The 22,042-nt window shown below is 38.0% G+C and carries 27 protein-coding genes; 17 read left to right on the top strand and 10 right to left on the bottom strand.

The features are described from left to right. Positions 1–9 precede the first annotated feature (9 nt). The 6 genes from ACDX78_RS10005 (at position 10) to ACDX78_RS09980 (ending at position 3,922) form a co-directional block, all read left to right on the top strand. Positions 10–657, top strand: coding sequence for an O-methyltransferase (locus ACDX78_RS10005; protein ID WP_486027485.1), 648 nt, complete (start codon positions 10–12; stop codon positions 655–657). Positions 658–662: 5 nt separating this feature from the next. Then, complete coding sequence (gene udk, locus ACDX78_RS10000; protein WP_486027483.1) at positions 663–1,313, top strand: uridine kinase; 651 nt, start codon at positions 663–665, stop codon at positions 1,311–1,313. A 138-nt stretch (positions 1,314–1,451) separates the two neighbouring features. Continuing rightward, a complete protein-coding gene (gene greA / locus ACDX78_RS09995; protein WP_486027482.1) occupies positions 1,452–1,928 on the top strand; it encodes a transcription elongation factor GreA in 477 nt (158 codons plus the stop codon). Between the two features lie 303 nt (positions 1,929–2,231). Further along, positions 2,232–2,897 (top strand): YrrS family protein, encoded by a 666-nt coding sequence (locus ACDX78_RS09990; protein ID WP_486027480.1) that lies wholly within the window; start codon positions 2,232–2,234, stop codon positions 2,895–2,897. A 31-nt stretch (positions 2,898–2,928) separates the two neighbouring features. After that, on the top strand, positions 2,929–3,618 hold the full coding sequence (mtnN, locus tag ACDX78_RS09985; protein WP_486027550.1) for a 5'-methylthioadenosine/S-adenosylhomocysteine nucleosidase: 690 nt from the start codon (positions 2,929–2,931) through the stop codon (positions 3,616–3,618). A gap of 70 nt (positions 3,619–3,688) precedes the next feature. After that, the gene (locus ACDX78_RS09980; protein ID WP_486027478.1) at positions 3,689–3,922 is read left to right on the top strand and encodes a YrhC family protein; all 234 of its coding nucleotides are present in this window, start codon (positions 3,689–3,691) and stop codon (positions 3,920–3,922) included. Between the two features lie 68 nt (positions 3,923–3,990). Here the strand turns inward: ACDX78_RS09980 and sigK are convergent, their stop codons facing one another. From sigK to sda, 10 genes are all read right to left on the bottom strand, one after another. Next, positions 3,991–4,692 (bottom strand): RNA polymerase sporulation sigma factor SigK, encoded by a 702-nt coding sequence (gene sigK, locus ACDX78_RS09975; RefSeq protein WP_486027476.1) that lies wholly within the window; start codon positions 4,690–4,692, stop codon positions 3,991–3,993. Between the two features lie 104 nt (positions 4,693–4,796). Continuing rightward, entirely contained in the window at positions 4,797–6,281 is a 1,485-nt protein-coding gene (locus tag ACDX78_RS09970; RefSeq protein ID WP_486027475.1) for a UDP-N-acetylmuramoyl-L-alanyl-D-glutamate--2,6-diaminopimelate ligase, read from the bottom strand. Positions 6,282–6,549: 268 nt separating this feature from the next. Continuing rightward, positions 6,550–6,906, bottom strand: a complete 357-nt coding sequence (mnhG, locus tag ACDX78_RS09965) for a monovalent cation/H(+) antiporter subunit G (RefSeq protein ID WP_486027473.1) — start codon at positions 6,904–6,906, stop codon at positions 6,550–6,552. Beyond that, positions 6,893–7,168, bottom strand: coding sequence for a Na(+)/H(+) antiporter subunit F1 (locus tag ACDX78_RS09960; protein ID WP_486027471.1), 276 nt, complete (start codon positions 7,166–7,168; stop codon positions 6,893–6,895). Before ACDX78_RS09960 ends, mnhG begins: the two co-directional genes overlap by 14 nt. Then, entirely contained in the window at positions 7,168–7,644 is a 477-nt protein-coding gene (locus ACDX78_RS09955) for a Na+/H+ antiporter subunit E (protein ID WP_486027469.1), read from the bottom strand. The genes ACDX78_RS09960 and ACDX78_RS09955 overlap by 1 nt, the downstream gene beginning before the upstream one ends. Before the next feature lie 6 nt (positions 7,645–7,650). Continuing rightward, positions 7,651–9,135, bottom strand: a complete 1,485-nt coding sequence (locus tag ACDX78_RS09950; RefSeq protein WP_486027467.1) for a Na+/H+ antiporter subunit D — start codon at positions 9,133–9,135, stop codon at positions 7,651–7,653. Beyond that, positions 9,128–9,466 (bottom strand): Na(+)/H(+) antiporter subunit C, encoded by a 339-nt coding sequence (locus ACDX78_RS09945; protein ID WP_486027466.1) that lies wholly within the window; start codon positions 9,464–9,466, stop codon positions 9,128–9,130. Before ACDX78_RS09945 ends, ACDX78_RS09950 begins: the two co-directional genes overlap by 8 nt. Beyond that, on the bottom strand, positions 9,466–9,900 hold the full coding sequence (locus tag ACDX78_RS09940; RefSeq protein ID WP_486027464.1) for a Na(+)/H(+) antiporter subunit B: 435 nt from the start codon (positions 9,898–9,900) through the stop codon (positions 9,466–9,468). The genes ACDX78_RS09945 and ACDX78_RS09940 overlap by 1 nt, the downstream gene beginning before the upstream one ends. After that, on the bottom strand, positions 9,897–12,302 hold the full coding sequence (locus ACDX78_RS09935; RefSeq protein ID WP_486027463.1) for a Na+/H+ antiporter subunit A: 2,406 nt from the start codon (positions 12,300–12,302) through the stop codon (positions 9,897–9,899). The genes ACDX78_RS09940 and ACDX78_RS09935 overlap by 4 nt, the downstream gene beginning before the upstream one ends. 298 nt (positions 12,303–12,600) lie before the next feature. Next, entirely contained in the window at positions 12,601–12,747 is a 147-nt protein-coding gene (gene sda, locus ACDX78_RS09930; RefSeq protein WP_486027461.1) for a sporulation histidine kinase inhibitor Sda, read from the bottom strand. Between the two features lie 437 nt (positions 12,748–13,184). On the opposite strand from sda, the gene ACDX78_RS09925 reads away from it, so the two are divergent. The 11 genes from ACDX78_RS09925 to ACDX78_RS09875 all read left to right on the top strand — a co-directional run bounded on the left by ACDX78_RS09925 (position 13,185) and on the right by ACDX78_RS09875 (position 21,920). After that, positions 13,185–13,700, top strand: a complete 516-nt coding sequence (locus ACDX78_RS09925) for a YqeG family HAD IIIA-type phosphatase (RefSeq protein WP_486027460.1) — start codon at positions 13,185–13,187, stop codon at positions 13,698–13,700. Between the two features lie 2 nt (positions 13,701–13,702). Beyond that, positions 13,703–14,803, top strand: a complete 1,101-nt coding sequence (yqeH, locus tag ACDX78_RS09920) for a ribosome biogenesis GTPase YqeH (RefSeq protein WP_486027458.1) — start codon at positions 13,703–13,705, stop codon at positions 14,801–14,803. An 11-nt stretch (positions 14,804–14,814) separates the two neighbouring features. Next, entirely contained in the window at positions 14,815–15,660 is an 846-nt protein-coding gene (aroE, locus tag ACDX78_RS09915; protein ID WP_486027456.1) for a shikimate dehydrogenase, read from the top strand. Between the two features lies 1 nt (position 15,661). Next, on the top strand, positions 15,662–15,952 hold the full coding sequence (gene yhbY, locus ACDX78_RS09910) for a ribosome assembly RNA-binding protein YhbY (protein ID WP_486027455.1): 291 nt from the start codon (positions 15,662–15,664) through the stop codon (positions 15,950–15,952). Positions 15,953–15,966: 14 nt separating this feature from the next. Then, positions 15,967–16,536 carry a nicotinate-nucleotide adenylyltransferase gene (locus tag ACDX78_RS09905; RefSeq protein WP_486027453.1) on the top strand — a complete coding sequence of 190 codons (570 nt, stop codon included), beginning with the start codon at positions 15,967–15,969 and terminating at the stop codon, positions 16,534–16,536. Next, a complete protein-coding gene (gene yqeK, locus ACDX78_RS09900) occupies positions 16,523–17,101 on the top strand; it encodes a bis(5'-nucleosyl)-tetraphosphatase (symmetrical) YqeK (RefSeq protein WP_486027452.1) in 579 nt (192 codons plus the stop codon). The genes ACDX78_RS09905 and yqeK overlap by 14 nt, the downstream gene beginning before the upstream one ends. Continuing rightward, on the top strand, positions 17,102–17,455 hold the full coding sequence (gene rsfS, locus ACDX78_RS09895) for a ribosome silencing factor (protein ID WP_486027450.1): 354 nt from the start codon (positions 17,102–17,104) through the stop codon (positions 17,453–17,455). It begins immediately after the preceding gene. A gap of 2 nt (positions 17,456–17,457) precedes the next feature. Continuing rightward, positions 17,458–18,210, top strand: a complete 753-nt coding sequence (locus ACDX78_RS09890; protein WP_486027448.1) for a class I SAM-dependent DNA methyltransferase — start codon at positions 17,458–17,460, stop codon at positions 18,208–18,210. Positions 18,211–18,370: 160 nt separating this feature from the next. Beyond that, on the top strand, positions 18,371–18,961 hold the full coding sequence (locus tag ACDX78_RS09885; RefSeq protein ID WP_486027446.1) for a helix-hairpin-helix domain-containing protein: 591 nt from the start codon (positions 18,371–18,373) through the stop codon (positions 18,959–18,961). Positions 18,962–19,062: 101 nt separating this feature from the next. After that, entirely contained in the window at positions 19,063–19,632 is a 570-nt protein-coding gene (locus ACDX78_RS09880; protein WP_486027444.1) for a ComE operon protein 2, read from the top strand. Positions 19,633–19,640: 8 nt separating this feature from the next. Beyond that, positions 19,641–21,920 carry a DNA internalization-related competence protein ComEC/Rec2 gene (locus ACDX78_RS09875; protein WP_486027442.1) on the top strand — a complete coding sequence of 760 codons (2,280 nt, stop codon included), beginning with the start codon at positions 19,641–19,643 and terminating at the stop codon, positions 21,918–21,920. Positions 21,921–22,042 lie beyond the last annotated feature (122 nt).

Here is a 22,042-nt window from a genome sequence, read left to right as displayed (position 1 = left end):
GGTTATAAAATGAATGAAGCATTAGATACGTATTTGCATACACTTTTACCTGAGAGGAAAGGATGGATTACAGCAATGGAGCATACTGCCCGGAAGAATCATATACCCATTATGGACCCGGTAAGTATGCAGTTTGTCACGCAATTAATTCAAGCGCAAAGACCTGTGAATATATTGGAAATAGGAACAGCAATAGGCTATTCAGCACTGCGAATGGCAGAGGTTTGCCCTAATATAAAAGTGACTACCATCGAAAGAGATAAAACTCGATTTTTCCAGGCAAAGGAAAATATATGCGCATTGGAAAGACAACAGCAAATTGAAATGATTTATGGAGATGCTTTGGAAGTTTTACCGACATTGCCACCTGAATCTTTTCAAATGATATTTATTGACGCTGCCAAGGGACAATATAAAAATTTCTTTGAACTCTCCCATCCGTTACTAAAAAATAATGGCATAATCCTATCTGATAATGTTTTATTTAGAGGGTATGTCACCGATCCTGACAGTGTACAGAACATCCGGCATAAAAAGTTGGTAAAAAAGCTTCAGGAATACAATAAATTAATTGCAGAACATCCAGATTACAGCACTTCCATCGTACCGATTGGTGATGGAATTGCAATCAGCATAAAAACGGAAAGGGGCAGCTGATTTTCATGGAAGAAAAGCCGGTAGTTATTGGTGTGGCGGGCGGCAGTGGAAGCGGGAAAACGTCAGTCACCCAGTCCATTTGCAAGCGATTTGCAGAAAAAACCATTCTTGTGATTGAGCAGGACTACTATTACAAAGATCAAAGTCATTTGCCTTTTGAAGAAAGGTTAAACACAAATTATGACCACCCACTTGCATTTGATAATGATTTACTCATTGATCATTTAAATAAATTGTTGAATAACGAAACAATCGAAAAGCCTGTCTATGATTATAAAATTCATACGCGCTCTGATCAAGTCATCCCAGTAGAATCAAAGGAAGTTATTATTATTGAAGGTATTCTTATTTTGGAAGATCCGAGGCTTGTGGATTTAATGGATATAAAGGTGTTTGTTGATACGGATGCAGACCTGAGAATTATACGGCGATTAATGCGAGATATTAAGGAGCGCGGCAGATCCCTTGATTCAGTAATTGAGCAATATATTAATAATGTCCGCCCTTCCCATCTGCAGTTTATCGAGCCATCCAAACGCTATGCTGATATAATTATTCCAGAGGGTGGACATAACCATGTAGCGGTTGATATCATGGCAACCAAAATTGAAACGATTTTGTCAACCAAACAGTTGGATAAGCAAGATAGGAAATAACAAGGAATTATAGAAAAGTATTGAAAAAATACAGGAATTCTGCCATAGTATTGATTAGCATATTTTAGTAAGCCAAAAATGCATGAAATAAATACTTATTCATAATATATGGAAATGAAAGAAAAAGGAGTGTTTCACATGGCAATAGAGAAAGAATATTACATGACACTAGAAGGAAAAGAAAAATTAGAGAAAGAATTACAATTCTTAAAAACAGACAGACGGCAGGAAGTCGTTGAAAGGATAAAAGTTGCAAGGGATTTCGGGGACTTATCCGAGAACTCTGAGTATGATGCTGCAAAAGAAGAACAGGCATTTGTAGAATCACGGATTGCCCAAGTGGAAAAAATGATTCGCAATGCTGTAATCATTGAGAATAATAACGAAAATCCTGATGTTGTAGCGCTAGGTAAAACGGTTACATTTCAAGAACTGCCTGATGGGGAAGAAGAAACTTATACCATTGTTGGTAGTGCAGAGGCTGATCCTTTTGAAGGAAAAATCTCCAATGATTCTCCAATGGCCAAAAGCCTGATTGGCCAGGAAATTGGCGCAGAGGTCGCTGTAACAACTCCAGGTGGAGACATCCAGGTGAAAATAGTAAAGGTTGATTAAGGGATCTCAGGAAGGTCTCGCGTGACTATCGGCTTAACATTTCTCCACACACAGCTGCAGAAGGCTTAAGCTTATATTGCAGATGCGTGATAAAACAAACATATTGCAAAAGTATGAGAGAACAAAAAAGCAGGGACGACCTGCTTTTTTAGCTTGCAGATTTCCTGACAGCCTGAACGAGGAGGGGGTAATATTTCCCTTTCTTGTCTTAAAATTATTAGTAAAAGTAAATATCATTTCATCATATTAATAGTTCATCCAAATATGCTATTATAGTAGAATAGTGATGAGGAGGGTGAATGAATGAGTGATTTTGATAAGCATTCAAGGGTGAATAAGTTTGAAAAACGCAGAAAAAATACAAAATATATTTCCATTTTACTGATCACAGGCAGTGTGTTACTTGTTGTATTATTTGGGATGTGGATATTTGGCGGAGAAAATGATGATGAATCAGTTGAATCCGAGGATCCGTCCTCTGATAACGATTCAAATGACATTGTAATAATAGATGAAAACGATGATGAGAGCAATGAGGAAGAAGAAGGTACTGAATCAAATGAAGGTGATGAAAATAATGAAGGCACAGAAGAAGACGATGAAGATGAGAACAATGTCTTAAATGAAGAGGTCGAAATGGAAACAGCTGAACCGTCTGATGAAAACGTAATTGAAGCATATACCGGAAACTGGCAGCCTGTAGGAACAGAACAGGAAGGGCCGCATACAACGGACTACAACGATGGCTCACAGGATCGTATTGAGATTAATCAGGCAGTGGTATATGCCACTGATCTGGATGAAGATGATATGACTACGCATTGGGTAGGAAATGATGGTGAACAAAGGGTAGTAGCAACTGTATCAGATAGCGATCATACTCAAATCTACCGCGTATTTTTAACATTTATAGACGGGGAAGGCTGGCAGCCAACTAAAGTAGAAGTATTAGAAGAAATCGATGTTTAATGAACTGGGAACAGAAACGGAGGCATATGAAGTGACAATAGGCATCATTGGCGCAATGGATGAGGAAATTGCAATATTACTGGACAACATGACGAATAAAAAGGAACGGACAATTGCCAATTGTCTTTTTGTAGCAGGGCTTATTCATGAAAAAAATGTTGTACTTCTAAAATCGGGAATCGGCAAAGTAAACGCAGCGATGGCAACGACAATTATGCATGAGCAGTACAACCCTTCTCATGTCATAAATACCGGGTCAGCAGGGGGATTCCACGAGAATCTGGAGATTGGAGATATCGCAATTTCCACAGAAGTTGTACATCATGACGTAGATGCAACAGCCTTTGCTTATGAATATGGACAGGTTCCCGGTATGCCGATATCCTATAAGGCTGATAGAAATTTAATAGATATAGTAATGAATGCGCTGAAACACCTTGAGCTATCTTATAAAAAAGGTTTAATAGCGACAGGGGATTCGTTTATGGAGGATAAAGAAAAAGTTCGGTTTGTAAAAGAGAAATTCAGCGGATTGCTTGCAGCTGAAATGGAAGCAAGTGCCATAGCTCAAGTGTGTTATCAGTACAATACCCCATTTGTCATTATTCGGGCTCTTTCCGATATAGCAGGCAAAAGTTCTTCCGTATCGTTTGAGGTATTTTTGGAAAAAGCAGCAAAAAATGCAGCTGAATTAATATTAACTGCGATTAAGAATATGTAATTTCCCCAGCAATTACCACTCCTCGAAGGGAAAAATATATGTTATTCTTTCTTCAGAGGAGGGGGAGTTATTGGATAAATCTAGTAAACAATTAAAGCTGAAACAAAAAGATTTCCGAAGATTTATGGGAGTACTGTTGGTTATAGGCAGTTATTTATATTTAGGTGCCGTTATTACGACATACATTCAGCCGGCAAATGGAGGAAATCTATTATTTATTTTTTCCCTGCTCACCGTATTATCCGGGATCGGTTATGGCCTCACGTCATTAAAAATAAAAAAACAATTGGAAAATGAGCACTAAATAGGTGCTCTTTTTCCAATTGATAAGGTAAAAGCGAGAAATAGACGCTTGTTAATTATTGGTTTCTCTTATTGTCTTTCTTTCCGGTAGTATTCATGAAATACTTTCATTAAAGCTCTTTTTTCAATACGGGAGACATAGCTCCTGGAGATGTTCAGCATTTTTGCAATTTCCCTTTGTGTCATTTCTTTGGAATCGTTTAATCCATATCGATGCACTACCACTTCCCGTTCACGCTTATCAAGAACTGTAAAGTAATCCTGCATCTTCTTTATTTCCATATTTAATTGAATATATTCGATAATGTTCTCATTTTCAGCTTCCAATATATCCATTAAACTGATTTCGTTCCCCTCTTTATCCTGACCGATAGGGTCGTGAAGAGAAACATCTTTTTTCACCTTTTTTAACGCTCTTAAATGCATGAGAATCTCGTTCTCAATACATCTGGCTGCATAGGTTGCAAGCTTTGTTCCTTTATCAAGAGAAAAACTTTCTACTCCTTTAATCAGTCCAATTGTTCCTATGGAAATTAAATCTTCTACATCCTCACCAGTATTTTCAAATTTTTTCACGATATGTGCAACAAGTCTTAAATTATGTTCAATCAGTTTATTTCTGGCTGTCTCACTACCATTCTGCATTTCTTTAATATATTTCATTTCTTCATCCGGCGGGAGCGGCTGGGGAAATGCATGGTTTTTTACGTAAGAAACAAAAAAGAATGTTTCTTTGATCAGAAGAGCAAGAACACTTAAAATTCCGGACAAACAGTACACCTCCTCATGAGAGCTGGGCTTTAGCCTATACATTCAATGTATGTAACAGCAGGAGGTTTTGTGTCTGTCCGATCTTTCTTTACTATATTTCACTGCTAAAAACTTGATGCGCTATCATGATATTTATGCTGACATTGTTCCGTGGCAATAGTTAAATCACTATGAGGAAGCTTTTCGTTATTAATAATTTGATAATCTTCCCGTCCTTTCCCGGCAAATACAAGGACGTCCCCGGGTTCGCTGATTTCAATGGCATAACTGATTGCTTCTTTTCGATCCGCTATTAAGACATAATTATTATGCAGCATCCCTTTTTCCATTTCTTTAAGAACCAGTTCTGTATCTTCATATCTTGGATCATTAATCGTCAGTATAACTATATCTGCAGCAGAGGCTTTTTCTGCGATTAATGGCCGCTTATATGCATCCCTGTCACCACCTGTACTCGCCATATAAATAAGCCTGCTTTTTTTAAACGGCAGCACCGTGGAAATAGATTTTTCGATGGCATCAGGTGTATGGGCATAATCCACGTACATCGTTATAGGTGCTTGTATCGTTATTTTTTCCATTCTGCCCTGTATTGGTTCGATTTCTTTAAGCATGTCCACTAATGAGGATATGGAAAGCCCTTTTGCATATAAAGAAGTAATTGCTGCTAGTACATTATAAATATTAAATTCACCAAGCAATTTCATTTCCGTTTGAAAAGCTCCCTCAGGGGAATGTAGTGTAAAAAATGTTCTGTCTTCATAATGCCGTATATTAGCAGCATTAAAGCTTGCTTGTTCATGAATCCCATAAGTAATTACTTCAGCTGCAGTTATATTACGGTATAACATAGACCAAGGATCATCCTGATTTAAAATCGCAAATTTGGGGTTTGTCATTCTATTTCCAAGCTGTGAAAATAAAACCGACTTTACATATCCGTATTGTTCCATCGTGCCATGATAATCTAGATGATCATGTGTCAGGTTTGTAAATGTAACAATATCAAAATCCACACCCCATAATCTGCCTTCTGATAAGCCCTGTGAAGACACTTCCATTACTACATGATCTATATTTTTTTCCAGAACATGATGCAATAAATGCTGGTTTGTCAATGCATCAGATGTCGTATTTTCACTTGTGAAAAGATCATTACCGACTTCCAGACCGGTTGTTCCGGATAAAGCTGCTGTATGTCCGGATTTTTGAAGCATTGATTTGATTAAACTGGTTACTGTTGTTTTGCCGTTTGTACCAGTTACTCCAAACAAAATCAACTTCGTGGAAGGAAAGCCGTAAAACTTGTTTGCGATTATGGATAATGCTTTTTTTGTATCATCAACAACTACGAGAGGAACTTTATTATAATCGATTGACAGTTTTTTTTCAGCCACCACGATGGTTGCACCTCTTTCGATGGCTTGATAGCAATAATTATGTCCATCCACCGTGTAGCCATCAATACATACGAATAAAGTATTAGCGCTAACTTTACGGGAGTCTTGATGAATAGCACTTATCTTTTCTGGCAGTATGCCGTAAGTTTCTTTTATTCTTATACTTGAAAGTAATTCATATGTGTTCATTTAATGGAATCCCTCGTTTTGCATTATGTTAATTTTAATTTGTCCATTTATTAACGAAATATAATCCTATATAACCTTTTTTTCTTTTCTGTAAACATGAAATTATATTAAATTAAATCTACAGTAAAAATAAGTCTCATTTGCGTTAATGCTACATATAAAAATTTTAAAAACAAAAAAAACGAACCTTAATAGTAAAGATTCGTTTTTTTATCAGTAGCAAAGTATGCTTTCTAAATATCCCTTTAACAGCAAGCCAGGTTTCTTTCTATTGGTTTGCTTCGCTTTTCTTTTCCATGTATTTCTTTAAATCATCTTCTGTACTTGTATCTGATAGCTTAATGCCAAATCGATAAGCAGAACGCCCCATCATCAGCCCTGCAACCGGTGCAGTCAGGAAAATAAAAAAGATGGTTAACAAGAGCTTTGGCACGAATGTCCCTTCTACCAGGAAGTAAAGAAACACAGCAACCATAATGGTAATAGCTCCCAGCGTAGACACTTTAGAGGCTGCGTGTATGCGTCCGTAAACATCAGGAAGACGCAATATGCCAATGCCGCTGATAAGGGCTAATATTCCTCCGATTAGAAGCAATATACTTATGATAACTTCAATCAGGGTCAAAAATAACACCTCTTTCGATGAATTTGGACATGGCTACCGTTCCTATAAAGGCAAGAATACTGAGAACCAATGCCACTTCTGCATATGCCACTGTGTCCTGGGCAATCATGATCACCCCTATAATTCCGATTAATTGCATTCCAATCGCATCAAGGGCCAAAATGCGATCAGGCAGGGAAGGGCCGATGAGCGTACGGACAAAACAGATCACAATGTTAAGGGACAACATGATTAATACGATATTCAGGATAGTACCAAACATTATTCTGTCACCTCCAGGATTGCTTTTTCAAAAGAGTCTAGGATATCCCGAATTGTTTCCTCTTTGGAGTCTATATCTACGGCATGAACAAATATCAGACTGCTGTCATCGGAAAAATCCATGGACAATGTACCAGGAGTCAACGAAATTAATGCAGCCAAGAGCGTGATCTCCAGGTCTGTCTCCAGCTTAGTCGGAATAGCAACAATGCCGGGTTTTATATCCATTTTTGGCTTAAGTATAATTCTGATCATGTCGATATTTGCAAGGACCAGTTCCCTGAAGAAAATAATGGTCAGTTTGATAAAGGACCAGACTCGCCTGAAGTAAAAATCAAAAGTCAGAAAGCGGCGCAATACGAACAGGATAAGAATACCGATGATATAACCAATAACAAAATTAATGACACTATAACTATTTTGCAGAAGCATCCATATAAAAGCCATTAAAATATTAATTAAAATTTGAAAAGCCATAGATAACTACTCCTTTAAAACAGAATCAATATAATAGGACGGGTCCATTATTTGTTCTGCTGCCAGTAAAGAATAAGAAAAAATAGGTTCAGCTGCAAAACCGAGTATGATGGTTAACGCGACTAGAGGTACTACAGGTAATAATAATTTTCCAATCGGATATTTTGCCTGCGCATCTGTATGCTTTTGTTTTCCCCAATACACATAGCTGAATATTTTCATCATAGAAAGCAAAGTCAATAAGCCAACCAATAGGGCGACAGCACCAATAACATATTGCTCTTCCTGAAAACTGGATAATATAATCGGAAACTTACTGAAAAACCCGCTTAGTGGGGGAATACCCGCTAGTGATAAAGCAGTAATAAAGAACATCCAGGCAAGGAATGGATGTGATTTCAGTAAACCACCCATTTGTTTTAAATCGTTCGTTCCCGTGATTTTCTGTGTCGCTCCGGCAAACAGAAATAATGCTGATTTAACAATAATATGGTGCACAATATAATAAATCGCACCAGCTACCGCTAGGGTAGTAAATACACCTAGCCCCATCACCATATAACCGACCTGACTGATAATATGGTAGGAAAGAATCCGTTTGAAATTAAATTGAGATACAGCACCAAGTACGCCTAGCAGCATGGTAAAACCTGCAATGGTAGTGATGATGCCTTTATGTGTAAAACCTGCATCATGGTAAAAGATTAATGTAAATGTACGAATAATTGCGTACACCCCTACTTTGGTCAATAAGCCGCCAAATAATGCGGCAATTGCGGCAGGCGGCCCGTAATAGGAACGCGGCAGCCAGAAATACAGTGGGAACAGCGCACCTTTAATGGCAAACACGAAGAAAAACACTACTGCAATAACATTCAATGCACCAGCCTGTTCGAGCTCTGCAACCCTTTCTGAAAGATGCGCCATATTAACTGTACCGGTAACTGCGTAAATATAGGCAATGCCAACTAAAAACAGCATGGACGAGAACACATTTATAACCACATATTTAAATGATTCCCTAAGCTGGTAGCCGGTACCCCCATGTGCAATAAGTACATAGGATGCGATGAGCATTACTTCAAAAAATACAAACAGGTTAAATAAATCCCCTGTAAGGAAAGCACCGTTTACGCCAGTTAAAAGAAAGAAGTAGAAAGGGTAGAAGTAAAACTTTTCTCGTTTCGGCTCAATGGTCTGAAAAGTGAAGAACAGACAAACAACCCCAACAATCGCAGACAGAATAACCATGATCGTGGCAAATATATCTGCTACCAAAACAATGCCAAAGGGTGCAGACCAATCACCAAGCTCCAAAACAGTGATGCCATTTTGATACACATAAACAGCCAGATAAACCGCAGATGCCAAAATAGCAAGCGCGCTGATACTGCTGATGATGCGCTGCATTCTATGTTTTTTTGTAAATAAAATGAGTAGTGCCCCAGTAAAAAATGGAATTAGTACTGGAAGTATAACTATATTATTCATCTTTAGATCCCCTTAATTCGTTCAAGTCATCTGTCTCATGTACTTTAAAAGTGCGATAAGCCAGCACGAGTAAAAAAGAAGTTACACCAAAACTGATAACAATAGCTGTCAACACTAACGCCTGAGGAAGCGGATCACTGTATGCCTCTGATTCAAACCCCAAGAGTGGCGGTCCGCCCCGTTGTAGTCCCGCCATCGTTAAGAGAAGCAAGTGAGCGCCATGCGATAGAAACATTGTACCAATAACGACACGCAACAGGCTCCTCATAAGCAGCATATAAGTGCCAACAGTGAAGAGGATACCAATGATGATGGATATGAGTATTTCCATTAATTATCATCCTCCGCAATCGTTAAAATAATCAATAAGGCAGCTCCTACAACGGTAAGATAGACGCCAAGGTCAAAAGGCAGGGCAGTCGTCAGTTCAATCTCACCCAGGAAAGGAACCTGAAAATATTCAAAGAATTGGGTGAAAATCGGGAAGCCAAACAACATCGAAGCTATCCCTGTAATAAGCGCAATCAGTATTCCTCCGCCAATAATGAAGTCAAAATTGAAAGGCAGTGCCTTTTTCAAAGTTTTCATATCAAAGGCAAGATACAGTAAAACAAAGCCAGCTGCAGTCATTAAGCCGCCAACGAAGCCTCCGCCGGGATCATTATGTCCCGCAAAAAATAAATAGATGGAAAATGCAAGAACAACAAATGAAACGATGCGCACCAGCGTATGAAGCATGACATTATTCGTATTCAGCTGTTTCATACATCTTCCCTCCCGGTAAAGCGAAGTTTAATTAAAGCAACCACGCCAAGCGCAGCAATGGCAAGTACAACGATCTCCAGAATGGTATCCAGTGCACGGAAATCAACCAGTATGACGTTAACGACGTTATATCCTCCCGCCAATTCTTTTGCGTTGGCAAGGAAAAATTCTGCAATGGTATCATATCCAGCTTCACTGCCCATGGCAAAAGAACTTAATGCGACAACGGTAATGATGGCTCCAACGCCAATCGAAATAGCCATGTTAACGAGATTGACTGCCGGTTTGAAAGTTTCTTTCTTGAGCTTTGGTAAATGCATAAATACAAGCATGAACAGAACAACTTGTACACTTTCTATGAGTAATTGAGTTAGCGCCAAGTCTGTCGCCCTGAATTGGACAAAGAATAGTGCCATCATAAATCCGATTACACCGACAACGACAATGACAGTTATTCTGTTATTAATAAAAGGAACGGCCAGTATGGCCAGGCTAAATACTGCAGCAAGTCCCCACATAAAAGGACTTATTTCAGAGACATTTACTATATCTACAGCAAACGCATCACTGCGGAAAATGGTATACCCAACCATTAAGATAAAAAAGGCACACATGTAAACAAAATAGTCTCTCAAAAGCCCTGTCATTTGTACCCTGGTAATTGCCTGAGAGCCTTTAACCAGGCCATCATAACCATGATCATACAAGTTATTAAATGGATCCCTTTCATTTAGATAAAAGTTAGTTTGTGACCATTTTTTCATGAGCAGGTACAATATAGTACCAACAACAACGACTACAATAGTCATAAACAATTCCGTATTAAACCCATGCCATAAGGTTAGATGGTAGTCAATTGGTTCTGTTATATTTGGCAATATAGATGTCATTACTGGATAAATGATTGAATCATAAAGCACATTCGGAAAAAGTCCGAAAATGATCACTAAAGATGCCAGGATAGCCGGGCTGATCAGCATGCCAATTGGCGCTTCGTGGACCTTCACATCATAATTTTCCGGTTTGAATTTTCCAGTAAACGTTTTGAAAAATAAAATTGCACAATACAGAAAAGTAAAGATGCTTGCTATTACAGCCACAACAGGAAAGATAATTCCCCAGGTGCTTAAATCAAGCATTTCAAAATCCATGACATTTAAAGTACCTGTAAAAAATAATTCCTTGCTTATAAAGCCGTTAAAAGGCGGTATACCAGCCATAGACATAATCCCGACCAACGAAATGGTAAACGTGATCGGCATAATTGTCATCAATCCGCCAAGCTTGCGAATATCTCTTGTTCCAGTTTCATGGTCCACAATACCCGCAGTCATAAACAAGCTGCCTTTAAATGTGGCATGGTTAATTAAATGAAAGACAGCAGCCAGAATTGCTATGTAGTACAGCTCATCCGGTACACCTTCAAAATAAATGGCAGCTGAACCTACTCCAAGTAAAGTCATAATTAAACCAAGCTGACTAATAGTAGAGTAAGCCAGGATGGATTTCAAATCCTTTTGTCTGACCGCAGAAACAGAACCCCATAGCAGGGTAATGAGTCCGGCAACCGCAACTATCCAGAACCATTCGGCTGATCCGCCAAATACCGGTGTAAGGCGGGCGATTAAGTATATACCTGCCTTAACCATGGTTGCTGAGTGCAAATAAGCACTTACCGGTGTAGGAGCTTCCATTGCATCCGGCAGCCAAATGTGGAATGGAAATTGGGCCGATTTTGTAAATGCCCCTAACAAAATCAGCAGCATCGCCGGTAAAAACAGTGCGCTTCCTGTTACCAGCTCAACATTTGCAATAATTTCACGAATACTGAAAGAACCGGCCATAACATAGATTAAGGAGAAACCGCCAAGCATAGAAAGTCCACCGAAAACCGTTATGTACATGGATTTAAGGGCACCCTGCACTGATTTCTCCCGGTGATACCAATAACTGATCAAGAGGGAAGAGGAAACACTGGTAACTTCCCAAAATACATATAGAACAATTAGGTTTTCTGATAGAACAACACCGAGCATGGCGCCCATAAACATTAACATATAAACATAGAATTGATTTAGCTTCTCACTCTTTTTGGACAAATAATATATGGAATACAAAATAACCAATGTGCCGATTCCTGTAATCAAAAGGGCAAACAGCATACTCAATCCGTCCAAATAAACATCAAAATTAATGCCAAGAGATGGCACCCATGGCATCGAGTGATGAATAACGTTACCATTTGATATTTCTCGCAAATTGGAGAAGAAGTAAATGAATAAAATAAGTGGAAGGAGTAAAACAAACCAGCCAGTATGTAATCGTTTTGTATACCTGTATATAATCGGAATTAATATTGCCAAAATAAAGGGTGATATTGTCACCCAATGTAAAGCAGTCAAAAAAACAACCCCCTAACTTAATACGCAGTCTTGCTTTAAAAAACCTATTCTATCTAAAACTTATTGCTTAGTATAACGTATTTTTATTCAGCTTGCATGGATTATCATCGATAAATTTATTTAATTAAATTGGTTATTAAATAAGTAGAAACAAGGAAAAAATGATAAAAAAAATATTTATTACACGGTCATTTATCCAGATAAATCGGGAGTGCTGCAAGCAAATTTATTATTCCCTTTATAAAAAAATAATACCCTTACAAATAACTTATTTGTAAGGGTTGTTTTAAACACATTATTAGCTTTTTGTGCCATCTTTTATTTTATACGATAATCGTCTTCTATGAATTTCTTCTTCAATTAATAATAGAAAATCAGGGCTTAATTTTAATTCATTTGCTGTAAAATAAGATTCCAATAGTAACTCATCTGACAAATGTTCCATCAATACAGCCCTCCCATTTCAAAATAGATTAGTAATAATTTAACACGGAATGCCGGCGTGGACAAGGCGTGACTTATCTACATCCACTTGTAGATAACTTGTGCGTAAAAAGTAATATATGTTAATTTGACTTGTTATCACCCTGTTTATTATGTGAATAAAGTTATCCACAGCGCAAATTATGCAAGTATTTGTCGAACGATTTTAGTTATTTTACACATATTTGCACCATCCTTAAAGTACTATCATTTTTTGCGCTAAAATTGTAGACTGCTGTATCGTGAGCCAGTTCGTTTATCAGGAAATGGCTATGTTCCCAATGAGGAAAGTGCAGTTTTTTCCTATTTCACTTTATAATACTAGAAAGTTGTTATACGATAGGGTTATAATTAAAAATCGGTAAACGCTAAAAGCAGTAATCAATTGAGGTGTCCATGTTGTTAAAATTATTTTTGCCTAACGAACACGTAAAAAGCATTTTTGATATTCACCCGGAAATGTTAATAGATAAGGAGATAAAAGGTATTATAACGGATCTGGATAACACGCTCGTTGCATGGAATGTGAAGGATGCTTCCCCGAAAGTTATAGAGTGGTTCCAGTTGATGAAAGATCATGATATAAAAATTACAATTATATCAAATAATAAACAGGAGCGGGTTAAGATCTTCTCTGAACCGCTCGGAACCCCGTTTGTCTATAGTGCGAGAAAGCCTCTTGGCCGTGCTTTTAAAACAGCGGCAAAAGAGATGGAATTAAAAAGGGAAGAAGTTGTTGTTATCGGGGATCAGGTTTTAACGGATGTCCTTGGCGGCAATTATGCAGGTTTTTATACGATACTGGTTGTACCGATTGTAAAAACCGATGGAAAAATCACCCGGTTTAACCGGCAGATTGAAAGAAGAATTTTAAGTTATATGCGGCGTAAGGGCAAAATCAGCTGGGAGGAATAAGGATGGAAGAAACAGTTTGTCAGGGATGCGGGGCATCTCTCCAGTCGAGGGATCCAAAAGAATTGGGGTATATACCATTAGCATCCCTGGAAAAGGAGAATCCGTTGTGCAAACGGTGTTTCCGTTTAAAGCATTATAACGAAGTACAGGAAGTAGCAGTGACGGATGATGATTTCCTGCAAATGATCAGTACAATTAGAAATACAAAAAGTCTGGTAGTACATCTGATTGACATTTTTGATGTTAATGGGACCTTGCTTAGGAGCCTTCCAAGGATCGTAGGGGATAATCCCATTATTTTAGTTGGAAATAAAATGGATTTATTGCCAAAATCCACAAATGAAAGAAAAGTCATCCATTGGTTGAGGGCATCTGCAAAAGAAGCAGGCCTCACTGTAAAAGATGTCCTTTTAATATCCTCGGAAAAAGGATATGGTTTTGAACCGCTGGAAGAGAAGATAGAAACATGGAGAAATAATCGGGATGTATATATTGTTGGAGCTACCAATGTTGGAAAGTCCACATTTATTAATCGATTAATTAAACAGTCTACCGGTTACAGTAATGTGGTAACAACTTCCTATTTTCCCGGTACCACATTAGGTTTTATTGAGATACCATTGGATGACGACACATCTTTAATTGATACACCTGGTATTGTAAATAAAGAGCAAATCACGCACTTGCTATCTGCTGCAGATTTAAAAGTGACCACGCCACGGAAAGTAATAAAACCGCGTGTTTATCAATTGAACAGTGGACAAACCCTGTTTTTTGGTGGATTGGGCAGAATTGATTTTATTAAAGGGGAGAAACAGTCATTTGTATGTTATTTTTCAAATGAATTAGAAATTCATCGTACAAAACTGGAAAAAGCAGATAATTTGTATAAAAATCATGTCGGGGAGTTATTGGTTCCGCCTAATAAAGAAACGATTGCTCAATTACCTCCATTAGTTGAAAATACATTTCATATAAAACATGAAAAAATGGATATTGTATTCCCAGGGCTGGGCTGGATAAGTATTGATAGCCCGAATACAACAATTATTACGCATAGTCCAAAGGGAGTAACAGTAACACGAAGAAAAGCATTAATTTAAGGGGGAGCAGTATGGATTATCGATTTTCATTAATTGGCTATCCAATTAAGCATTCATTGTCACCTTGGATCCATAAAAAGTTTTTAAACAAGGCTGGCCTGGAAGGGGAATATACCATACATGAAATTGACCCGGCCGCCTCCTTTGAATATGAAATAGAAAAATTGAAATCGAGCCAGGTGAATGGTTTTAATGTGACTGTTCCGTATAAGCAGGATATTTTACCCTTTTTGGATAAAGTAAACCCTATTGCACAAAAAATGGGTGCTGTAAATACGGTAGTAAATGAGCATGGCGTTTGGACAGGCTATAATACGGATGGAGTCGGTTATTTGCGTTCGCTCGAAAGTGAATACCCCGAATTTTTTTCGGATAATTCAAGAAGAATACTTATTATTGGGGCAGGTGGTGCGGCAAGGGGGATTTATGTCATTTTGAGCCAGGAAGGTTTTAGCCACATTGACATTGGTAACCGTACCGAAAAGAGTGCTGCGCAAATCTTGGAAAACAGAAATGATGAAATCAATTCCAAGTCTTTAACGCTGGCAGAAGCACAGCAGTATGCAGGCAGTTACGATCTCATTATACAAACGACATCAGTTGGCATGAAACCAGCTGAAGAAAAATCAATTTTTTCGCTAAAAAATGTAAAAACAGATGCGATTGTAAGTGATATTATCTATCAGCCAATTAATACTGCATTTTTACTGCAGGGAGAAAAAGCCGGGGCATCGCTTCATTATGGACATACGATGCTCTTATACCAGGCACAATATGCTTTTGAACTATGGACAGGTAAGAGGATACCAATTGATATGATGGATGAGGAATTAATGGCAGAACTGAAAGGAAGATAATATGCTGACAGGCAAACAGAAAAGATTTTTACGGAAAAAAGCACATCATGAAAAGCCAATCTTTCAGGTTGGCAAAGATGGTGTTAATGATAATATGCTGAAACAAATCAATGAAGCACTGGAACTACGGGAATTGATTAAAGTAAGTATTTTACAAAATAATATGGATGATAAAGATGATGTAGTAAATGAAGTTGCTAATGGTACGGACTCAGAAATTGTGCAAGTAATCGGAAACAATTTTGTCCTGTATAAAGAATCGGCAGAAAATAAACAGATACAGTTACCTTAAAGAGGATGGGTGTTATGAAGCGAATAGGTATTTTAGGCGGTACATTCGATCCGCCCCATCTCGGTCATTTAATTATAGCGGAAGAAGTCCGGCAGAAAGTCGGATTGGATGAGGTGTGGTTTATTCCATCCTTTACTCCGCCGCATAAAGATGGTGCCATAGCAAGTCCGGAAGTCAGGGTGAGGATGGTGGAATTAGCCATCGCCTCCAATCCGATTTTCAAGGTAAATACCATTGAGCTTGAACGCTCAGGAAACTCCTATACGTTTGATACGATTTCTTTATTAAAGGAAAACCATCCGTCTGTGGATTTTTATTTTATCATTGGGGCGGATATGGTTGAATACTTGCCTCATTGGCATAAGATTAATGAACTCATCCGTATGGTGGATTTTGTTGGTGTTAAAAGATCCGGATATAAGCTCTCTTCTCATTATCCGATCATTGAAATTAACATACCGATCATTGAAATCTCATCCACATTACTAAGGGAGCGGCTGAAAAACAGCGAATCTGTTGCCTATTTAACGCCGGAAAAAGTATACAGCTATATTAAGGAGAAACGATTGTATGAAGAAAGATAAAGCGATAGATACAGTAAAAAAGCAGTTAACAAGGGAACGGTTTGAACATACGTTAAGAGTTGCAGAAACGGGTATTCACTTGGCAAAGTTATATGATGCTTCCGAGGAAAAAACCGAACTTGCGGCTATTCTCCATGATTATGCAAAATACCGGGAACCTGAGGAAATGGCAAGATGGATTAAAACAACCGGAACATTGCCAAAAGATTTACTGAATTATCATCACGAACTATGGCATGGACCGGTTGGAGCAGTTTTAGTTGAGAGGGAATGCGGAATAAAAGATAAAGATATCCTCTCAGCGATCCATTACCATACGACAGGAAAAGGAAAGATGAGTAAACTCGAAATGATTATATTTTTAGCTGATTATATAGAACCAAAGAGAAATTTTCCGGGTGTAGAGGAAGTAAGGGAGATGGCTGAAACCGATTTGCTTCGTGCATGCTGGATGACGGCTCGAAATACCTGCATGTTTCTCATACAGAAGGAAGCCACTGTTTATCCGGATACATTTCATGCTTATAATGATTTAACGAATCGCCTGAATGGAGGTAATTTATAGATGGAAAAGGAAGAAGTATTACAGCTTGCTGCAAATGCATGTGATGAAAAAAGAGCAGAAAATATTCTTGCATTAAATATGAATGAAGTTTCACTTGTAGCGGATTATTTTTTAATTTGCCACGGAAATACGGAGCGCCAGGTACAGGCTATTGCCCGCGGTGTTAAGGAAACAATGGATGAAAGTGAAATTCAGGTAAACCGGATGGAAGGGTTTGAACAGGCAAGATGGGTTTTAGTAGATCTCGGGGATGTTGTCTGTCATATTTTTCATAAAGATGAACGGAATTATTATAAGCTGGAACGTCTTTGGGGAGATGCAGACCAGGTTACATTGCATTTGAGCGGGGAATAAGCATGGCTTATAAACATATGGCTAGTGTTTACGATACATTTATGGCGGATGCACCTTATGATGAGTGGCTGGAATTTACAACACAAATCATAAATGACTCAGATCGCGCTATTCAATCTATTATTGATTTGGGCTGCGGTACAGGCGAAATTGCATTGCGGCTGGCTGAGGGTGGTTATCAGGTAACAGGTGTGGATTATTCTTCGGATATGCTGACATTGGCTGCCCATAAAGCGAATAATAAAAACATGTCTATCCAATGGGTTCATCAGGATATGCGCGACCTTGTCGGGTTTGCGGATATGGATCTTGTGATCAGCTATTGTGATGCTATCAATTATATTACAACGGAAAAGGAATTAAGTGCTGTTTTTCACCGGGTTGCAGATGCATTAAAACCTGGCGGGCAATTTATATTTGATGTGCATTCTTTACATCATCTAGAGCATCAATTAATGAATCAGACATTTGCAGATGTAACGGAAGATACGTCTTATATCTGGTTTTGTACTAGAGGCGATGCTCCTGGCGAAGTGTTTCATGAAATAACATTTTTTTCATTAGAAGGCGGTACGTATATTCGGTTTGATGAATTACACCATCAGCGGACGTTTTCAATTGAAATTTATAAAAAATTATTAGCTGATGCAGGATTCAGGAATATAAAATTGTATGGCGATTTTTCTTTGAAAAATGGACATCCAAAAGAAGACACGGAAAGAATTTTCTTCTTAGCAGAAAATAGCACTGGGTAAATTTAATTTTCCCTGTGCTATTTTTTAAAAGGATTTTCGGGGTTGGTGTCGAATATATTAATAATAGCTGCTTTTTTTCTCTTAATACCCTCCTGAAGCCACTTCTTTACTTCGTGAATTGATACCAACTTTGATTTCCAATCAAAAGGATGTGACCCACTTGAATAATTTTATAAAAAAAGGGTTATTTTTTGTGCCTGTTGTTATTGTCATTGGTCTATTTTTATTTATAACAAGAGATGATGGAGGTGCTAATCCAGAGGCTGAGTTACAAGAAGTTTTAGCAGCAGAGGGAGATGATAAATCAAAAGAGGACAACCAATCACATGAAATGGAGTTCATGGTAGATGTAAAAGGGGAAGTACGGAATCCGGGTGTATATGAAATGTCAGCAAATTCCCGGGTGGACGATGTCATTCATAAAGCAGGTGGTTTTACGGATGAGGCTGATCAGACACAGGTGAATTTGGCCCAAAAGGTTCATGATGAAATGATTATTATTATATCGAAAATCGGTGAAGAAGGAGACTCAACCACCAGTGGAACTGATGATTTGGGAAAGATTCGAATTAATGTCGCCGATCAAATGGAAATTGAATCGCTTAGCGGGATTGGCCCGTCCAAAGCAGCAGCTATTATTCAATATAGGGAAGAAAATGGCTTATTTCATACGGTCGACGAGTTGCTTGAAATATCAGGGATCGGGCAAAAAACACTGGACAATATCAAAGATGATTTAATTATACCTTAGTTCTTTGACGAATAATGTTAATAAACGTAAACTGAAATGGTGAGTTATGTATTATCGTAGGAACTTTATATCAATTTTAAATAACATGAGGAGAATATCAGATGGAAAGAATATCTTGGGATCAATATTTTATGGCACAAAGTCAATTGCTGAAACTCCGCAGTACTTGTACGAGACTAATGGTAGGTGCCACTATTGTGCGTGAAAAACGGATTATCGCGGGCGGATATAACGGAAGTGTTTCCGACAGTGTTCATTGTATTGATGAAGGCTGTTATGTTGTGGATGGACATTGCGTGCGTACGGTTCACGCAGAAGCCAATGCCCTCTTGCAATGTGCCAAATTTGGCGTTCCAACCAAGAACGCAGATATTTATATTACCCATTTTCCTTGCCTGCAATGCAGCAAGCAGCTTATTCAAGCAGGAATTAAGACGGTGTACTATGAGGAAGACTATCGTAACAATGAATTTGCTATTCAGCTATTCGAGGAAGCCGGAGTGAAAATGAAAAAAGTAGAGCTGGACTATTTGGCTGTAGATACGAATTACCAGCAGAAAAAAAATTATGTAGATGAGCTGCTGGGAAGACTTGAACCTATGATGGGTAATAGAGATGAAGTCGATAAATTAAAACAGCAGGCGGAAAAACTTTTTCCGGAAAAGCCTTAGGAACAGATATGAAAGGTTATTGGCATATTCCAGCAATTGCTGTTGTGGTTAGTATTTTCAATGTACATTTCAGTCATTATTGGTCTTTGATCCTTTTTTTAATTTGGATCAGTTATTTATACTTCAGTAACCGGTTAGGGAAAACACCTATTATTTTATCCTTAGCCTGTTACATCTTCTTCTACAGCTATATACCTTCCCCTGATTTAAACTTCACAGACATAACTGAACCTGAAACAGGAGATATTCAGGGTACCATTAGCAGTGAAGTGGATGTTTCAAAGCAGAAAGTGGAATTTACCCTCCGTAAAGAAACAGGACAAAATACCCTCATCCTATTTTTTCCTCAAGATAGCGAGGACTCACTTGCATACAGTCAATATTCCCATTTGAAATATGGTGCAGCTTGTACGGTTCCTGGAGCAGAGCAATTACCTGATGAAAGCAGAAATCCGGGTCAGTTTAATTACCGGGAATATTTATTAACAAGGGACATTACGACACAGATCATTGTTTCTTCCCTGGATGAAATAACGTGTGAAGGCTCGGCTTTCTTCCATCGTTTTTACTCCCTCCGTGCCACATTATTCCGCTATGTTGAAGAAAACATAAATCCTTATACAGCAGCCTGGTTAAATGCACTGGTTCTAGGCAATGACGATGATATTGCGGACGATACCATTGAATTATTTCAGCGCTGGAGTTTATCCCATATTCTTGCCATTTCAGGTCTGCATGTCGGGATCATTATTTCTGTCGTTTATTTTCTGCTCATTAAGTTAAATCTGGCAACGAAAGAGAAAGCAGCCTGGATTATGCTGTTATTTCTGCCGGTTTACGCGATTGTAGCCGGGGGAGAACCGTCTGTATGGCGGGCAAGTACAATGGTTTTCCTTTTTATAATATTGAATAAATTGAAGCTCCATCTAATTTTAACCGATGTACTTAGCATCGTGTTTCTATTATTAACTCTTTCTGATCCTTATATTATTTATCATGTAGGTTTTCAATTATCATTTACCGTTACTTTCGGATTATTGCTTTCCAGAAGTTGGATTGCTTCTTCTGGTCACATGTTGTTTCAGACATTGCAAATAAGCTTTATTGCCCAAATGATGATTCTGCCGCTTCTAATGAACTACTTTTCTTATTTTCAGCCGCTGTCCATCCTTCTGAATGTTATCGTAGTACCATACTTTTCCTTTCTTGTTATTCCTGGTATGTTCCTAATTTTAATAACGGCACCAATTTCTATGCTGTCTGGTATGTTTGATTATATCTTCCTATTTGTACATCGTCATTTTCTGAATTTCATCAAATTTATTGATGCTCATTTTAGTTTTCCTTGGATTACAGGTTCCATGCCACTTACGTTCATTGTTGGTTACTATGGATTCTTACTTATCATGATGTTTCATATGGAAAAAAATAACAGGAAGAAAAGCTTTGTATATGGAATATGTATTTGTTTATTAATGACCGGCTTATTGATGCAGCCGTATTTATCTTCTGAAGGAAGGATCACCATGCTGGATATTGGACAAGGAGATGCCTTTGTTATAGAGCTTCCTTATCGTAGAGGGGTTTTTATGATCGATGCAGGGGCAAGGTATTCTTTTGAAGACATGGAACCAAATAATAATGTATACAAACAAATTATCAAACCTTATCTTTATTCAAGAGGAATCCAAAAAATTGATGCTGTCTTTATTAGCCATGAGGATATGGACCATATGGGAAGTGTGTCTTTTATGGTTGAGGAATTGGATATTGATCAAATCCTTGTCAGTGAGTTTTATCAATTTAATGATCAAACTGCTTTGCACTGGCTGGAAAATAATGTGGATATCAAAAGGATTTCTCATCGGGAAGGCGTGGAATTAGGTGGTCAATATTTTCATGTATTGGCACCAGTTCAGAATCAAGAAGGAGCAAATGAAAATTCACTTGTCTTATATACAGAAGCAGGAGGCAAACAGTGGCTTTTTACTGGTGATATCGGCAAAAAGGAAGAAATAGAAATAATCGAACATTATCCCAATTTAAGTGTTGATGTTTTAAAGGTGGCACACCATGGCAGTGACACTTCTACGGGTCAATCGTTTATTGATGCAATAAATCCAAAGTATGCTTTAATTCCGGTAGGCATTAATAATTCCTATGGCCATCCTTCCAGTGAGGTGTTAACACGTTTAGAAGAGTCAGTCATTTTACGAACGGACAAAAATGGAGCAGTCCAGTTTCGTTTTAAACAAAATGAAGGAACATTTTATAAGTTCATGCCATAGGATATGATGAAGATAAAGCAGTTTGTAGGAAAAGTTATTCGCATATTTCATCATCACTTGTACAAATAAAAAAGAGACTGTCGTAATTCAGTCTCTTTATTCTATGTGCCGATAAGTTTTGT

It is taken from the genome of Virgibacillus oceani, assembly GCF_041521345.1.
GTDB lineage: Bacteria > Bacillota > Bacilli > Bacillales > Amphibacillaceae > Virgibacillus_N > Virgibacillus_N oceani_A.
The sequence above is the reverse complement of the archived record's forward strand: the minus strand, read 5'-3'. Positions and strand labels throughout refer to the sequence as shown.

What these genes read in the sequence shown, in the direction of transcription:
- ACDX78_RS10005 (WP_486027485.1), top strand. Translation starts at nt 10, where the DNA reads ATGAATGAAGCATTAGATACGTATTTGCATACACTTTTACCTGAGAGG.
- udk (WP_486027483.1), top strand. Translation starts at nt 663, where the DNA reads ATGGAAGAAAAGCCGGTAGTTATTGGTGTGGCGGGCGGCAGTGGAAGC.
- greA (WP_486027482.1), top strand. Translation starts at nt 1,452, where the DNA reads ATGGCAATAGAGAAAGAATATTACATGACACTAGAAGGAAAAGAAAAA.
- ACDX78_RS09990 (WP_486027480.1), top strand. Translation starts at nt 2,232, where the DNA reads ATGAGTGATTTTGATAAGCATTCAAGGGTGAATAAGTTTGAAAAACGC.
- ACDX78_RS09970 (WP_486027475.1), bottom strand. Translation starts at nt 6,281, where the DNA reads ATGAACACATATGAATTACTTTCAAGTATAAGAATAAAAGAAACTTAC.
- ACDX78_RS09960 (WP_486027471.1), bottom strand. Translation starts at nt 7,168, where the DNA reads ATGTTTGGTACTATCCTGAATATCGTATTAATCATGTTGTCCCTTAAC.
- ACDX78_RS09955 (WP_486027469.1), bottom strand. Translation starts at nt 7,644, where the DNA reads ATGGCTTTTCAAATTTTAATTAATATTTTAATGGCTTTTATATGGATG.
- ACDX78_RS09950 (WP_486027467.1), bottom strand. Translation starts at nt 9,135, where the DNA reads ATGAATAATATAGTTATACTTCCAGTACTAATTCCATTTTTTACTGGG.
- ACDX78_RS09945 (WP_486027466.1), bottom strand. Translation starts at nt 9,466, where the DNA reads ATGGAAATACTCATATCCATCATCATTGGTATCCTCTTCACTGTTGGC.
- ACDX78_RS09940 (WP_486027464.1), bottom strand. Translation starts at nt 9,900, where the DNA reads ATGAAACAGCTGAATACGAATAATGTCATGCTTCATACGCTGGTGCGC.
- sda (WP_486027461.1), bottom strand. Translation starts at nt 12,747, where the DNA reads ATGGAACATTTGTCAGATGAGTTACTATTGGAATCTTATTTTACAGCA.
- yqeH (WP_486027458.1), top strand. Translation starts at nt 13,703, where the DNA reads ATGGAAGAAACAGTTTGTCAGGGATGCGGGGCATCTCTCCAGTCGAGG.
- aroE (WP_486027456.1), top strand. Translation starts at nt 14,815, where the DNA reads ATGGATTATCGATTTTCATTAATTGGCTATCCAATTAAGCATTCATTG.
- yhbY (WP_486027455.1), top strand. Translation starts at nt 15,662, where the DNA reads ATGCTGACAGGCAAACAGAAAAGATTTTTACGGAAAAAAGCACATCAT.
- ACDX78_RS09905 (WP_486027453.1), top strand. Translation starts at nt 15,967, where the DNA reads ATGAAGCGAATAGGTATTTTAGGCGGTACATTCGATCCGCCCCATCTC.
- yqeK (WP_486027452.1), top strand. Translation starts at nt 16,523, where the DNA reads ATGAAGAAAGATAAAGCGATAGATACAGTAAAAAAGCAGTTAACAAGG.
- rsfS (WP_486027450.1), top strand. Translation starts at nt 17,102, where the DNA reads ATGGAAAAGGAAGAAGTATTACAGCTTGCTGCAAATGCATGTGATGAA.
- ACDX78_RS09890 (WP_486027448.1), top strand. Translation starts at nt 17,458, where the DNA reads ATGGCTTATAAACATATGGCTAGTGTTTACGATACATTTATGGCGGAT.
- ACDX78_RS09880 (WP_486027444.1), top strand. Translation starts at nt 19,063, where the DNA reads ATGGAAAGAATATCTTGGGATCAATATTTTATGGCACAAAGTCAATTG.
- ACDX78_RS09875 (WP_486027442.1), top strand. Translation starts at nt 19,641, where the DNA reads ATGAAAGGTTATTGGCATATTCCAGCAATTGCTGTTGTGGTTAGTATT.